The sequence below is a fragment of the Pseudomonas sp. NFIX28 genome, from assembly GCF_900107395.1.
Classification (GTDB): domain Bacteria; phylum Pseudomonadota; class Gammaproteobacteria; order Pseudomonadales; family Pseudomonadaceae; genus Aquipseudomonas.
The window spans coordinates 79,912-95,157 of sequence record NZ_FNPW01000008.1 but is presented as its reverse complement, the minus strand read 5'-3'; the positions used below and the strand labels follow the sequence as shown (position 1 = coordinate 95,157).

Sequence of the window (15,246 nt, the reverse complement as noted above, 5' to 3'; positions counted from 1 at the left end):
GTCACAGCAGCTTCAACTCGGGCACGGCGATCACGAAGCGCGCGCCCCACTGCCGGACATGCGCCAACTGTTCGCTGACTTCCTGCAACAGGTTCCACGGCAGCACCAGGACATAGTCCGGGCGCTCAATCTCGATACGCTCTGGCGCGACCACCGCAATCCTGCTGCCGGGCAGGAACTTGCCCTGCTTGTGCGGGCTGGCGTCGGCGACCCAGGCCAGCAGGTCCGGCTTGATCCCGGCGTAATTGAGCAAGGTGTTGCCCTTGGCCGCGGCGCCGTAGCCCACCACCCGCTTGCCTTCGGCCTTGGCCTGCAGCAAAAAGCGCAGCAGCTCATGCTTGATCCGCTCGGCGGCCGGCGCCAGGGTCGCGTAATACTCGGCGGTCTTGACCCCGGCTTGCAGCTCGAGCTGCAACTGTTGTTGCACCGCGGCCTGCACGGCGCGGCGCGGGCCGTCGCTGCGCTGCACGAAAACCCGCAGCGAACCGCCGTGGGTCGGCAACTGGCTGACGTCGAAGACTTCCAGGCCATTGCGCTCGCACAGCGCCTGCACCGCGCTCAGCGACAGGTAGGAATAGTGCTCGTGATACAGGGTGTCGAACTGCTGGCCGGCCATCAGCGTCAGCAGCTGTGGAAACTCGAAGGTGGCCACGCCCGTCGGCTTGAGCAAGCTGGCGAAACCGCCGAGGAAATCGTTGATGTCCGGCACGTGGGCCAGCACGTTGTTGGCCGCCATCAGGTCTGCCGCCCAGCCCTCTTCGCGCAACTGGCGCGCGGCCTCGCGGCCGAAGAACAGTTCGCGAATCTCCAGGCCCTTCTGCCGCGCCGCCTGCGCCGTGCTGTGGGTCGGCTCGACGCCCAGGCAAGCGATGCCACGCCCGGCCACGTATTGCAGCAGGTAGCCGTCGTTGGCCGCGACTTCCACTACCCGGCTGTCGGCCCCCAGGGCGAAACGCTCGACCATCTCGGCCACGTAGCGCTCGGCATGCTTGAGCCAGGTGCTGGAGTAGGAGCTGAAATACGCGTAGTCGGCATCGAACAGGCTGTCGGCGCGGGTGTAGTCCTCGGTCTGCACCAGCCAGCAGGCCTGGCACACCTGGACCTTCAGCGGCACCCACTGCTCGGCCTGCTCCAGTTGCTCGGCCCGCAGGTAGGCGTTGGACGGCGGTGAGGTGCCCAGGTCGATCAGGGGCAGGCTCAACGGGGTGCCACAACCGCGGCAGTTCATAGACGCACTCCAGCGAACTCGGCATCGAGCCAGGGATGGCTGGCATCCCTGGCCGACAGATTATTGACAGGCAACGGCCAGGCAATCGCCAGCCGTGGATCGTTCACCGACAGCCCGCCCTCATGCTCCGGGGCGTAATCGGCGCTGTGCAGGTAGAGCAGCTCGGCGTCGTCGGTGAGGGTCTGAAAACCGTGGGCGAAGCCGGCCGGGATCAGCAGGCTACGGCCATCGCCGGCCTTCAAGTACTCGGCGTGCCAGTGCAGAAAGGTTTCGGAGTCCGGACGCAGATCCACCGCCACATCCCACACCTCGCCGCGCAGGCAGGTAATCAGCTTGGCTTCCGGGGCATTGGCGTTCTGGTAATGCAGACCGCGCACACTGCCCTTCTCGCGGGTACAGGAATGGTTGATCTGACGGATATGAAACTCGCTGCCGAATGCACTCAGGCTGCCTTCGCAGAACAGCCGGGCGAAATGTCCGCGCTGATCTTCGAAGCGCTTGTGCTGGACGCTGAACAGCCCGGCCAGCGGCAGCTGTTTCAAGGAAAACTCGCTCACAGCGCCCCCCGATACAGGTCCAGTTGCTCGAGGGTGACGGCGCGCATGTCGTCGCCACGCTGCCAGGCCAGGTGCCAGTCCAGGGTTTGCGCCAGGCATTGCTGCAGCGTCCAGCGTGGCTGCCAGGCTAGCAACTGGCGGGCGCGACTGCTGTCCAGGCGCAACAAACCGGCCTCGTGCAGTTCGCTCGGTTCGATCCGCAGCCCGGGGGCCGCCGGCCAGCGTGCGGCCAGCAGCTCGACCACTTCGCCGACGCTGCACATGTCCGCTTCGCTCGGCCCGAAATTCCAGGCCCCGGCGAACTGCGGCCCCTGCTCGTAGAGCCCGGCGGCCAGTTGCAGGTAGCCGGCCAGCGGTTCCAGGGCGTGCTGCCATGGGCGCACCGCCTGCGGGTAGCGCAGGGTCACCGGCTCGTCGGCCGACCAGGCCTTGAGCACATCGGGAATCAACCGTTCGGGAGCAAAATCGCCGCCGCCCAGCACGTTGCCGGCGCGCGCCGTGGCCAGGGCCAGGCCATGTTCGGCATAACGCTCGGCCGGGAAGAAAGAGGCGGCGTAGGACTGCGCCAGCAATTCGCAGCACGCTTTGCTGCTGCTGTAAGGGTCATGCCCGCCCAGGGCTTCGTTTTCGCGGTACGGCCACAGCCATTCCTGGTTGGCGTAGACCTTGTCGGTGGTCACCAGCACGCAGGCGCGCACGCCGCCGACCTGGCGGATCGCTTCCAGCAGGTTCAGCGTTCCCATCACGTTGCTGGAGTAAGTGCCCAGCGGATCGCGATAGCCCTCGCGCACCAGCGGTTGCGCCGCCAGGTGCAGGACGATTTCCGGCTGGGTCTCGGCGATCAGCTCCAGCAAGGCGCCGAGGTCGCGCAAGTCGCCGCGCTGGTCGTTGATGCCCTCGGCCACCCGCGCCAGCTCGAACAGGCTGGGCTCGGTCGCAGGGTCCAGGGAAAAACCGCTGACCTCAGCCCCCAGGCTTTGCAGCCACAGGGTCAGCCAGCTGCCCTTGAAGCCGGTGTGGCCGGTCAGCAGGACGCGCTTGCCGCGCCAGAACTGCGGGCTCAGTCCCATTGCTTCCATGGGGCCTCCCCGCTCTGCCAGAGCTGCTCCAGGTGGTTCTTGTCACGCAGGGTGTCCATCGGATGCCAGAAGCCGTCGTGCTGGAAGGCGTGCAATTGGCCTTGCCGGGCCAGGGTGGTCAGCGGGTCGGCTTCCCACACGGTGTCGTCGGCGGTCACCAGCGGCAGCACCTTGGGCGACAGCACAAAGAACCCGCCGTTGATCCAGCCACCGTCACCGCGGGGCTTTTCGGTGAAGCCCAGGACGCTGTCGCCGTTGCGCTCCAGGGCGCCGTAGCGGCCAGGCGGCTGCACCGCCGTGACCGTCGCCAGCTTGCCGTGGGCCAGGTGGAAATCCACCAGGGCGCCGATATTCAGGTCGGACACGCCGTCGCCATAGGTGAAGCAGAAGGCTTCTTCATTCTCCAGGTAGCGCCCGGCGCGGCGCAGTCGGCCGCCGGTCATGGTTTCCTCACCGGTGTCGATGAGGGTCACGCGCCAGGGCTCGCTGTAGTTCTGGTGAACGTCCATGCGGTTTTCCCGCATGTCGAAGGTGACGTCGGAGGTGTGCAGGAAGTAGTTGGCGAAGAAATCCTTGATCGCGTACCCCTTGTAGCCCAGGCAGATCACGAAGTCGTGAATGCCGTGGGCGGAGTACTGCTTCATGATGTGCCAGAGAATTGGCTTGCCGCCAATCTCGATCATCGGCTTGGGCTTGAGATGGGACTCCTCGCTGATGCGCGTGCCCAGGCCACCCGCCAAAATAACTGCCTTCATCGTCTCCCCTCTTGTACGTCACAGGGCTCTGCCAAGCTGCAACGAGCTTTTTGCGGGCCTTCTGGATAAAACCTTGTGCCGGTGGCGGCGCTGCACGATTAGGCGGCGAGCGCTCGTTTTATGGCGATATTCAGGGGGGCTTGCAGGAAACGCGCCAGCTCCTGGGTCCCGCCCCCCCGGCCCGGGGGCAGCCGGACCACCTGGCAGGGCCGCACAACGAGGAACGCCTGCAACCGCGAAAAACCCGCTTCTCCAACCCCAGCCGGCCAGCCAATGAGCGCCATAAAAAAAGCCAGGCGTGGAAAGCCTGGCTTGTCGGGTTTGCGCCGCCCTCAGTCGGGCAACCACCCCTGCATCCACAGGTTCAGGTTGTTCCCGCGCAGCATGTAGTCGCGCAGGACTTCCTCGCGCAGTGCATCGCCCATGCGGTAGCTGGCGTCGGGGTCGGCCAGGTGCATGCGGATCGCCTCGATCCACTCCTGGGTGCTGTTGCTTACGACCTTGGTACACGGCAAATAGCCGCGATAGGCCTCGGTGTCGGTGCAAATCACCGGATAACCGCAGGCGCCGTATTCCAGCAGGCGCAGGTTGCTCTTGCAGTCGTTGAAGATATGGAATTCCAGCGGTGCCAGGGCCAGGTCGAGGTTGAGGCTCGCCAGCTTGAACGGATAGGCCTGCAGGCCTACCACCGGATGGAACTCATGCACGTAGGGACGCAGCTCGTCCGGGCACATGCCGAAGAACACCCAGTCGACCTCGTTGGCCAGCTCGCGCACTGTCTCGGCGATGATTTCCAAGTCGCCGGTATGGCTGGTGCCACCGCCCCAGCCCACTCGTGGCTTGCGCGAGGTGCCGCGGCGACTGGTGAGCGTGGCCCAGGGGTCGGCCGGCAACATGTTCGGCACCACGCGGATATCGCTGTGCATGCTCGACAAGACATCGGCCAGCGGCTGGGTGGTCACCACCACGCGGTCGCACAGGGCGATGCCCTGGCGCAGCATTGCCTCGGTATTGACTGGCTGGTTGCGCGCGTGGGTGTTTTTCTTCGGCGCGCTGACCACATAGTCGTCGAGCTCGAACACCCGCAGCGCGCTGGAATATTTCTTCATGCGCAGGATGTCGCTCACCGCGCCGTCGCTGTAGCGGCATTGCAGGATGATCGAGTCGGGGGCGATGCGTTCGATTTCCACGGTCGAAGGCGACTCGTAGGCCACCCGGCCGATCAGCCGGCCGGTCGCTTCCAGCTCGGCCAGCGGCGCGGTGACCCGATAGTGGCCCACCGCTGAACTGTTGACCGGCAGCCCCAGCACCAAGGGCACCGCGCGACTGCAGAACGGGTTCCAGTTATTGCGCAGGCCGGCCTCCAGGCTGAAGCTGGAATAGCCCAGGCTCAACGCCGGGTTGTACGCCGGGTCGCGGGCGATTTTCGGCATCCAGCGCCGGTAGAAGGTCTCGTTCTCGCGCTCCTGCAAGGCTAGCTGGCCGGGCGCTTGCGAGACTTCGCGAGGAGCGCTCTGGAGCACGCTGGCGTATGGCGTCCAGACCACCAGGTAACCGTTGTCATTGATCCGCAGACACAGGTCGACATCGCCCAGCCCGTATACGTATTCGACCTCATCGAAGCCGCCGACGCTGTCGAACACTTCCTTGCGCACCATCAGGCAATCGCCACTGACCGCGCTCCAGCTCTGCGGCACTTGCAGGCGCTGCATGTAGCCGCGGGCGCTGGCGGCCTCGCCATAAAACGGCGAGCTAGCCGCTCCGGCCAGGCCGAGGATCAACCCGGCATGCACGATCGAACCGTCCAGGGCAAGCATCCGCGCGCCGACCACGCCGACCTCCGGACGCTGGGCATGGTTGAGCATTTCGTCCAGCCAGTCGCCCGTGCCGATCAGGCTGTTCGGGCTCAACAGCAGCAGGTATTCGCCACGGGCCTGTTGCGCCGCGTAATTGCCGATCGCCGCCGCGCCACCTGCGCCGGAAAAACGCAGCACTTGCAGCATGTCCGTGCCCATCTGCGCCATGGCCTCCAGCCAGCCGGCCATGGCCGGGTCGCGGCTGCCGCTGTCGACGATCAAGATCTGGTAATGGTTGTAGGCGGTTTTCTCGATCAGGCTCTCGGTGCAATGCTGCAGCGCCGCCAGCGAATCCCCGGCCTGGATGATGATCGAGACCAGCGGCCGTCGCGGGTGCAGGTAGTCGATGCGGTTGAGCAGCGGCATCTCGTCGTGGCCGATGCGGTGCTCCACGCCGATCCGCTCCAGATGCGCGCCCACCAGCCCGGCATTGCCCTCGATCACCTCGGGCAGCGACAGCCAGTCGGCATAGTTGAACAGCGATTGCAGCTGGATTTCGGCGATGTGCTCGATGGTCTGCGGCCCGGCCTCTTCCACCAGGCGCCACAGCAGGTCGTGGGGCGCCAGCTCGCCGAAATGCGCCTGGAACCCGCCCAGGGCCATGAAGCGCTGGCGTTCGAACGCCAGTGTGCGGCCGACATAGGGATAGCCGCGCATCAGGTCCAGGTTGAAATCGGGCTTGAACACCGGATCGCTCGGCTCGCCTTCGACCAACGCCCCCTCGTCGCTGTAGATGCACAGTGCGCCCGGGGTGCCGGCGATGCGTTCGGCGAGGATCAGCAGCGCCGATTCCTGCAAGGTATCGCCGGCGCGCAGCAGGTAAAACCAGTGGCAACCTTCCAGTTGCGGCACCAGCGCATTGAGCTGCTGCGGCCACTGCATTTCCAGCGGCAGTTGCAGCACGCGTTCGTGCTCCGCGCATTCGGCATTGGACAGGACCAGGATCGCCTGCGGCGCATACAACTGCTGCCCCAAGCTCTGCAGGGTCGACTCCAAAGCCATGCCATCGGCGTCCAGGTCGATCACGATGGGCACGATCTGCGGCCGCACCGGCCAGCTGGCGATGCGCTGCGGCAAGTGGCGCTTCTCGGTCTCGCTGAAACGCCGGATGGCCAGCCACTCCTGGTAGAACTCGGCGTAGCTTTCGCTCTCGCCGCCGACCCGACCACTGACCACCGTATTGCGGTTGCCGAGCACACGGCTCACGCAGAGTTCGTCCCACTGCCAGGATGGCTCGGACATTTTTGCCAGGTCGACGCAACGCACCCAGCCCGAGGCCGGGGCCGACTCGCCGCTGCGCGCGGCGAGCATCTGCGCCAGCCAGTCCCATTCGAGCTTCTCCGCCCGCTGCATTTCCGGCTGCTTGCTCAAGCGCTCCGGATACAGGCGCTCGGTACTCAGCACGGTGTTGAGCAACGCCAGGTTGCCGCGGCGCATCAGGCACACGAACAGCGCCAGGTCCAGCAGCGCGACAAACCCCGCGCCCTCTTGCGTCAAGGCCGGCAGCAGCTCCAGCACATCGGCGCGGCGCATCAGGGTCGAACTGAAATTGCCGAGGAAGTTGCGCGGCGTGCTCTCGAGGATCGCCAGCATGTCGTCGCCCTTGAGCATGGCGTCGTTCGGCGACAGCCGGGCGTTCTCGACCCGCGGCGGCAGAATGAAGTTGCCGGCGTCGCTCAACATGCGCAGGGCGCACACCAGGTTGATCTCGGGATGATCGACCAGCACCTGCGCCTGCATGGCAATGCTCGGCGCGAACAGGCGGTCGTCGTCGCAGAGGATCTTGATCAGCTCGCCGCGCGCCTCTTCGACACACCGCAGCAGGTTTTTCTGCAGGCCCAGGCGCTGCGGGTTGCGCACATAGCGCACCGGATGGGGCGGCTGGGCGATGGCCTCGACCGCCGCGCGGATCTCGTCGCCGGCCGAGTCGTCGCAAATGACGATTTCGACCTGCTCCCAGGTCTGGGCCAGCGCGCTCTCGAACGCCTGGCTGAAGAAGCGCGGATTGAAGGCTGGAATGACGATGCTGACTAGAGGGCGTTGATTCACGGCGGGAAACTCTCGAGCGGCGGGCCCGGCCTGGTCAGGCGCGGGCCCCGGAACCGCTTAATGAAGACGGCTGGCGGCTCGACGGTGCGGCTGCGCTCACAGGAGCGCGGCCGGCTCATGCTCAGACCTTGTTGAACAGGCCCAGCTGGGCAATCTTGCTGAAGGCCAGTTGCGAGGCTTGCAGCATGGTCTGTTGCAGGGTCAGGCGGGTCATCACCTCGGCCGGGTCGGAATCGCGGATCGCCGACTGGGTCTGGGTGTTGGCCGTGCTCAGGCTCATGTTGGTTTCGTTCTGGATATCCAGCGCCGAACCGCGTCCACCAATGTCGCTGACCGCGCTCGCCACCTGGTTGGCGCCGCTGGCCAGGTTGGCCATCCCCGCCTGCAGGCCGGCGTTGAGTTTCTGGATAGCGATCGGATCACCGTTGGTTGGTGTATCGAGCACGGTGCGCAGCTGGTGGATGGTGTCGAGGACGTTCTGGGTCTGGTGGTTGTTGACCGCCACCACATACTGGTCGCCCGCCGCCGGCGTGCCGCTGAAGGTGAAGTCCACGCCCGATGCCGTGGCGGTGGAGCCGGCCATGGTCCCGGTGGAAACCGGCTTGCTGTTGGCGGTCATCGGCGACGCGTACAGCTCGTAGTCGGTGGCGCTGGTGAACTTGAGGATCGCGCCGCCGCTCGGGAAGCTGGCGTTGTAGGCGTTGCTGTCGCTGACGCTGCCGCCGGTGACGACCGCGGTCGACGGGTTGCCCGGGCTGCGCGAGACGTTGAAGGAATCGGGCTTGGCCGCCAGGGTGAAGCTGTGGCCGGCGATCACCGCGTCAGGTGGGGTGGCATCGCCGGACTTCAGGTTGATGCTCAGGCGCAAGTCGACGCCACGGAAGCTGACGGTCTGCGCTTCCGCGCCCTTGCTGGAGCTGAAGGAGCCGTTCTGGCTGGCCTCGGACGTCACGTCGTTGCCGGCGCTGTCGGTGATCTTGAACTGGGTGCTGCTGAGGAAGGTAACGGTGTACGGCTCGCCGCTGCGGAACTCGCTGTTGTACTTCGGATTCGAAGACACCTGGCCGTTGGACAGCGTCACCCGGCCATCGTCCACCGCCGGCGCGGTCATGGTGACCTGGCTGCGACTGGTATTGATGGCTTGCTGGAAAGCGGCCCAGCCGGTGGTGTTGGTGGCCATGGACATGGTGTCGCCCACCGGCAGGTTCAGCGTGGTCTGGTCGCCGTTGTAGCTGTAGGTGCCGTCGGAGTTGCGGGTGAACGGCACGGTGTCGCCCTGGGAACCGGCAAAGATGTACTTGCCGTTTTCGTCCTGGGTGTTCATCAGGCTCAGCAACTGCTCTTCGATCTGTGCCAGTTCGGCGGCGTTGGCCTTGCGGTCGTCGTCGGTGTAGCCGGCGTTGCCGGCCCCGCTCGCCAGTTCCTGGGCACGCGCCAGGACGCTGGTGATGCTGGTCAGGACCGATTCGGCCTGGCCCAGGGAAGCCTTGATCGAGGTGGTGTTGGCCGAGTACTGGCTCAACAGCGAAGCCTGCTGGCCCAGCTGCAACAGGCGCGAGGCGCCCACCGGATCGTCGGCCGCGGTGTTGACGCGAACCAGGCTGCTGGCCTCTTCGCTGCTCTTGACCACGTTGGCGAAATTCTTCTGATAGTTGGCAGCCGAGGACTCGTAAAACTGGGCGGTAGAAATACGCATGGACTACGACTCCTTAAAGGCTGTTGATCAGGGTGGCGAAAGTTTCCTGCGCAGCCTTGATGATCTGCGAGGACGCGGTGTAGTACTGCTGGTACTTGACCAGGTTGCCGGTCTCTTCATCCAGGTCGACCCCGGACAGCGAGTCCCGCGCGCCCTTGGCGTTGGCCAGGATCGCTTCGGTGGCGGCGCTGTCGAGCTTGCCCTGGCTGGCCTTGGCGCCCACGCTCTCCACCAGTTTGCCGTAGGCATCGACCAGGGTGATGCCCTTGCTGGCCGAACCGGTATCGACCGTCTGCTTGGTCTGCAGGCCCGCCAGCGCGATGCCGTTGCGGTTGTCGGTGGAGCCGGCGCCATTGAACTTGACGTTCAGCCCTTCGCCTTCCTTCGGCGAACCGGCGACGCTCATTTCCACGGTGAAGGTTTTCTGCACCGGCGGTGTGCCGCCGTCGGTGATCGGGTTGCCGCTGGCATCGACCATCTTGATCTGCAGGTTCAGGGTGTTGTTCTGCCCCGGAACGATCGAACCGGTGCCCATCAACGTGCCCTTGGCATCGTAATACTTGTAACCCTGGCTGCCGCTCGCGGGAGCGTCGAAGACCAGCTTGACCGGTACCGAGTTCTTGATCGCGGTCTGCATCTCGGCGTTGGCGGCCGGGTTATAGATGTCCAGCGCCGGCTTGACCGTCGGCAGGCCGGGAATCGACAGCGAACCAGTGGCCCCCGGCAGTACCTCGGCATTCAGCGGCGCGGCGATGGCCAGGCGCTTGGCGTCGGTCAGCTCGGTCTTGATAGTGGTGGCCGCGTTGCGGGTCGGGGTGATCTTGAAACTGTCGCCGGCGCTCATCGCCCCGCCGTTGAGGCTCAGGGTGAAACCGTCGATCACCGGAGGCGGCGTGGTGGTGGTGCTGAATGCGCCCAGGCTGGTGCCGTCGGAGCGCTTGACCGTGTAGTCGGTGGCGCTGGTGAAGGTCACCTGGTAATCGCTGATGGTCAGCTTGCCGGTGTCCTTGATGGTCACATTGAGGTTGCCCGAGCCGGCGCTGTTGTTGCCGTTGGCAATGCTGCGCTGGCTGATCAGGGCCGCACTGTTGATGTTGTTGAACAGCGCCGCGCCAAACTCGCCGTTCTTGTCGATGCCTTGCCCGAGCTGGCTGTTGACCTGGTCGGCGATCACCAGGGCCACGCGCCCCAGTTCGTTCATCGCCGGGTCCAGCACCTCGTTGCGATAGCGCAGCAGGCCGCCGATCTCGCCGCCGGTGACCACCGAGGTCACGTCGATGACGCTCGAACCGCGATTGAGCTGCAGCGAGGAACGGGTCGGGTCGGTCTTGCCGGCGACCACTTCCAGGGTGCTGGAAGTGTTGCCCACGACCAGCGGCTGGCCGCTGCCCAGGTACAGGTCGATGTTCGAGCCGCGCTCCGAGACATCCACTTTGACGAAGGTCGACAGCTGGCGCAGCGTCTCGTTGCGCGCGTCGAGCAGGTCGTTGGGCATGCCGCCGCTGCTGGAGACTTCGGAAATCTTCTGGTTCAGTTGGGCGATGGTCGCCGCCAGCTTGTTGACCTGGTCGGCCATGCTGCTCAGGTTGCCGTTGATATTGGCGTTCTGTTCGTTCAGCTGGCTGGAAACCGAGTTGAAACGGTTGCTCAGGGCTTGCGCGTCGCTGAGCAGCAATTGGCGCGAGGCATCGTCGGTGGGCTTGGCGTTGACGTTCTGCATCGAGGCAAAGAACTTGGTCAGCGCGCCGGTGATGCCGGTGCCGCTGTCCGACAGCAGCTTGTCCACCGGGGTGATTTGCCCCAGGTAGGCAGCGGCGTCGCTGTTCAGCGAAGTGGTGGTCTGCAGCTGGGCATCCAGGTAGCTGTTGTACACCCGGCGCACATCGGCCAGGGTCGTGCCGCTGCCGATGAAGACGTTGCCGTACTGGTTCGAAGCCTTGCTGCCCTGCACGGTCTGCTGGCGCGAATAACCGGCGGTATCGGCGTTGGCAATGTTGTTACCCGTGGTCATCAACGACGTTTGGCTGGCTGACAGCCCCGACATCCCGATATTGAGCAAACTCATGATTCAAACCTTATAAATTCGTGGAAACGCCCGCCGCAGCGTAGTTTTCGTAGCTCTTCATCTGCTTGGCAATCTGCGAAATCTTGCTTGCGTAGTCCGGGTCGGTCGCATACCCGGCCTTTTGCAACTCGCGTACAAACTGTTCGGGGTTATCGGCCGACTTCAGCACTTCTTGATAGCGATTGTTGCTCTGCAACAAGGTCACCAGGTCGTGGAAGCTGTCCTGATACGAGGCATAGGAACGGAACTCGGCCGTCTCCTTGACCATCTGCCCATTTCTGAATTCGCTGGTGATGGCGCGCGCCTGGTCGCCCTTCCAACTGCTGCCGGCCTTGATGCCGAACAGGTTGTGGCTGCTGCTGCCGTCCTGCTGGCGCATCACCGATTTGCCCCAGCCGGTTTCCAGCGCCGCCTGGGCTACCAGGTAGCGCGGATCGACGCCGATGCGGTCGGCGGCCTGTTGCGCCATCGGCAGCATGGTGGCGACGAATTCGTCCGCCGAGCTGAAGGCTTTCTTCGCCGGCGCCAACGGCGGCTGGGCCACGGCGCGGCCGTAGACCTGCATGCGCCCGTGCGGCACGGCGGCGAAGCTTCGCGAGTTGTTCTTGAGCAGCGCGTCGGTAGCCGCCGTGGTGCGCTCGGGCAAGGCGCCGCGATTGCTGGCCGCGGCGTTGTCGGCCGACGGCACGATGCCCGCCAGCAGGCGATCGGTCAGCTTGCTCGGCAGGGAAATGCGCCGCTGGTTGAGCAGCGCCATATCGTTATGCACAGCGCTGTCGGCAACGCGCTGCGGCTCCAGCGCCCGGGAGGCCCACAACGGACGCTGGCCATTGACCCGCGACAACGGGCCGCCCAACGCCGTGGTGCCGGCGGCGATAGCGGTGGGCGTAGCCACCTTTTGCGCCGTCGCCGCCTGTTCGGCCTGGGCGCCAGGCAAGGTCGCCGCCGCGGCCGGGCTGGTGGCCTTGTTCTTCGACATCTGGCGCATCAACACATCGGCCAGGCCGATGCCGCCACCCTCGCGCGACATGGAAACCGCCAGCTGCTGGTCGTACATTTCCTGGTACTGCTTGGCCGCCGGGGTGTTGAGCGGGTTGTCCTTGCCGAGCGCTTCGGTGGCCGAGCGCATGGACTTGAGCATTTCGTTAAGGAACAGCGACTCGAATTCCTGCGCCACTTTGCGCATGTTGGCGTCGCTGTTCTTGTCGCCGACCTTGAGCTGGTTAAGCCGGTTGAGGTCCGAGTAGGAACCCGAATCACCGCTGCTGACCAGACCGCTCTTGCGAATATCCATGGCCTCTACCTCAAATCACGATCAGGTCGGCTTGCAGCGCGCCGGCCTGTTTCAAGGCTTCGAGGATGGCCATCAGGTCACCCGGTGCGGCGCCGACCTGGTTCACTGCACGCACGATCTCGTCGAGGGTGGTGCCCGGGCCGAACTTGAACATCGGCTTGGCTTCCTGCTCGGCGTTGACCCGCGAGCGCGGCACGACCGCGGTCTCGCCGTTGGACAACGGGCCCGGCTGGCTGACGATCGGGTCTTCGGTGATGGTCACGGTGAGGCTGCCGTGGGTCACGGCGGCCGGCGAAACCTTGACGTTCTGGCCGATGACGATGGTGCCGGTACGCGAGTTGATGATGACCTTGGCCACCGCCTGCCCCGGATCGATTTCCAGGTTCTCGAGGATCGACAGATAGTCGACGCGCTGGCTCGGATCGAGCGGCGCGGTGACGCGGATCGAACCGCCGTCGATGGCCTGGGCCACGCCCGGGCCGAGCATGTCGTTGATCTTGTCGACGATGCGCTTGGCCGTGGTGAAGTCGGAACGGTTGAGGTTCAGCGTCAGGCTGTTGCCCTGGTTGAAACCGCTCGGCACCGCCCGCTCCACCGACGCACCACCAGGGATGCGACCGGCCGACGGCACGTTGACGGTGATCTTCGAACCGTCACGCCCCTCGGCGTCGAAACCGCCCACCACCAGGTTGCCCTGGGCGACGGCGTAGACATTGCCGTCGATACCCTTGAGCGGCGTCAGCAACAAGGTGCCGCCGCGCAGGCTCTTGGAGTTGCCGATGGACGACACGGTGATATCCACCTGCTGCCCCGGCTTGGCGAACGCCGGCAGATCGGCGCTCACCGATACCGCCGCGACGTTTTTCAACTGCACGTTGCCCGATCCCGGCGGCACCTTGATGCCGAACTGCGACAGCATGTTGTTGAAGGTTTGCAGGGTGAACGGGGTCTGGGTGGTCTGGTCGCCGGTGCCGTTAAGCCCGACCACCAGGCCGTAGCCGATCAACTGGTTGGAACGCACGCCGGAAATGCTGGCGATGTCCTTCAGCCGTTCGGCGTGAGCGTTGCAGGCCGCCGAGAACAACAGCGCGGCCAGCATGAGGCGTTTGAAATTCAACGTAGCCACCTAGAAAGGGAACAGCGGGCTGAGGAAGAAACGGTCGAACCAGCCCGGCTGGCTCGCATCGGCAAAGGCACCGGTGCCCGAGTAGGTGATGCGTGCGTCGGCGACGCGGGTCGAGGAAACCGTGTTGTCGGTGGCGATGTCGTCGGCGCGCACCAGGCCGGCGATCCGCACCAGCTCGTCGCCAGTGTTGAGGGTCAGCCACTTCTCGCCGCGCACGGCGATGATGCCGTTGGGTAGCACGTCGGCCACGGTCACGGTGATCGAGCCGGTCAGGCTGTTGCTCTGCCCGGACTTGCTGTCGCCCTTGGTCGCGCGATCGCCCTCATAGCCGACGTCCAGGCTCAGATTGCCGCTGCCCACCGGGTCTTCGGTGCTCAGGCCGCCACCGAAAAACGAGGTCAGGCCGATATTGGCCTTGCTGTTCTTGTCGATTTGCGAGTTGGCGTTCTTGCTCGCCTGGGTCCGCTCGTTGAGGGTGATGGTGATGATGTCGCCCACGCGGAACGCCTTGCGGTCGCTGTACAGGTTCTGCTCGAAGCCGGCCTGGTAGATCGAGCCGTTGTTGGCCGCGGCCGGCAACGGAGTACGCGGCAACACCGGAGCGTAATACGGGTCATTGGGCTTCGGCGTCGGGGCCACGCAGCCCGCGAGCACGACGACCCCACTCAGTGCGAGAACAGATACAAAGCGATTCATGACCCTACCTCATGGTGTTGCAGGCGGCCGCTGGGCCGCCCCAGGACTTGATTACAGATTCTGCGTGACGAACGAGAGCATCTGGTCGGCGGTGGAGATCACCTTGGAGTTCATCTCGTAGGCGCGCTGGGTGGTGATCATGTTGACCATCTCCTCAACGGTGCTGACGTTGGAGGTTTCCAGGGTGTTCTGCAGGGTGGTGCCGAAACCGTTGAGGCCCGGGGTGCCGACTTGCGGCGCGCCACTGGCGGCGGTTTCCAGGAACAGGTTGTTGCCCACCGCTTGCAAGCCGGCCGGGTTGATGAAGTCGGCGGTCTGCAGGTTGCCGATCACTTGCGAGGCCGGGTTGCCGGCGGTAGTGATCGAGACGGTGCCATCCTGGCCCACGGTGAAGGTCTGGGCATCGTTCGGCACGACGATCGCAGGCTCCAGGGTGAAGCCGTTGGCGGTGACGATCTGGCCGTTGGAGTCCAGGTGGAAGGTGCCGTCGCGGGTATAGGAGGTGGTGCCGTCCGGTTGCAGGATCTGGAAGAAGCCGCGGCCGTTGATGGCCATGTCCAGCGGCTGCTCGGTGGTCTGCAGGCTGCCGGCGGTGAAGTTCTTCTGGGTGCCGACGATGCGCACACCGGTACCCAGCTGCAGGCCCGATGGCAGCTCGCTGTCCTGGGTCGACTGGGCGCCAGGCTGGCGCTTGATCTGATACAGCAGGTCCTGGAACTCGGCGCGATCACGTTTGAAACCCGTGGTCGAAACGTTCGCCAGGTTGTTGGAAATGGTGGTCAGGTTAGTGTCCTGGGCGGACAGACCTGTTTTGGCAACCCACAGAGCCGGAAGCATTCGATTCT

11 protein-coding genes are annotated in these 15,246 nt (G+C 64.9%); all 11 read right to left on the bottom strand.

The window, feature by feature from the left end; genetic code table 11:
• Position 1 precedes the first annotated feature (1 nt).
• Positions 2-1,228 (bottom strand): class I SAM-dependent methyltransferase, encoded by a 1,227-nt coding sequence (locus tag BLV20_RS16740; RefSeq protein ID WP_092303305.1) that lies wholly within the window; start codon positions 1,226-1,228, stop codon positions 2-4.
• Entirely contained in the window at positions 1,225-1,785 is a 561-nt protein-coding gene (locus BLV20_RS16735; RefSeq protein WP_092303303.1) for a dTDP-4-dehydrorhamnose 3,5-epimerase family protein, read from the bottom strand. The genes BLV20_RS16740 and BLV20_RS16735 overlap by 4 nt, the downstream gene beginning before the upstream one ends.
• The gene (gene rfbG, locus BLV20_RS16730) at positions 1,782-2,864 is read right to left on the bottom strand and encodes a CDP-glucose 4,6-dehydratase (RefSeq protein WP_092303301.1); all 1,083 of its coding nucleotides are present in this window, start codon (positions 2,862-2,864) and stop codon (positions 1,782-1,784) included. Before rfbG ends, BLV20_RS16735 begins: the two co-directional genes overlap by 4 nt.
• Positions 2,846-3,619, bottom strand: a complete 774-nt coding sequence (gene rfbF, locus BLV20_RS16725) for a glucose-1-phosphate cytidylyltransferase (RefSeq protein WP_092303299.1) — start codon at positions 3,617-3,619, stop codon at positions 2,846-2,848. The genes rfbG and rfbF overlap by 19 nt, the downstream gene beginning before the upstream one ends.
• Before the next feature lie 332 nt (positions 3,620-3,951).
• Complete coding sequence (locus BLV20_RS16715; RefSeq protein WP_092303295.1) at positions 3,952-7,524, bottom strand: glycosyltransferase; 3,573 nt, start codon at positions 7,522-7,524, stop codon at positions 3,952-3,954.
• A 121-nt stretch (positions 7,525-7,645) separates the two neighbouring features.
• Positions 7,646-9,220 (bottom strand): flagellar hook-associated protein 3, encoded by a 1,575-nt coding sequence (locus tag BLV20_RS16710; RefSeq protein ID WP_092303293.1) that lies wholly within the window; start codon positions 9,218-9,220, stop codon positions 7,646-7,648.
• A gap of 13 nt (positions 9,221-9,233) precedes the next feature.
• Positions 9,234-11,285 (bottom strand): flagellar hook-associated protein FlgK, encoded by a 2,052-nt coding sequence (gene flgK / locus BLV20_RS16705; protein ID WP_092303291.1) that lies wholly within the window; start codon positions 11,283-11,285, stop codon positions 9,234-9,236.
• Between the two features lie 10 nt (positions 11,286-11,295).
• A complete protein-coding gene (gene flgJ / locus BLV20_RS16700) occupies positions 11,296-12,579 on the bottom strand; it encodes a flagellar assembly peptidoglycan hydrolase FlgJ (protein ID WP_092303289.1) in 1,284 nt (427 codons plus the stop codon).
• 10 nt (positions 12,580-12,589) lie between these two features.
• Positions 12,590-13,678: a flagellar basal body P-ring protein FlgI gene (locus tag BLV20_RS16695; protein ID WP_092303287.1), complete on the bottom strand. Its 1,089-nt coding sequence runs from the start codon at positions 13,676-13,678 to the stop codon at positions 12,590-12,592.
• Between the two features lie 27 nt (positions 13,679-13,705).
• Positions 13,706-14,401, bottom strand: coding sequence for a flagellar basal body L-ring protein FlgH (flgH, locus tag BLV20_RS16690; protein ID WP_092303285.1), 696 nt, complete (start codon positions 14,399-14,401; stop codon positions 13,706-13,708).
• Positions 14,402-14,452: 51 nt separating this feature from the next.
• Positions 14,453-15,238 (bottom strand): flagellar basal-body rod protein FlgG, encoded by a 786-nt coding sequence (flgG, locus tag BLV20_RS16685; protein WP_092303283.1) that lies wholly within the window; start codon positions 15,236-15,238, stop codon positions 14,453-14,455.
• Positions 15,239-15,246: the final 8 nt, after the last annotated feature.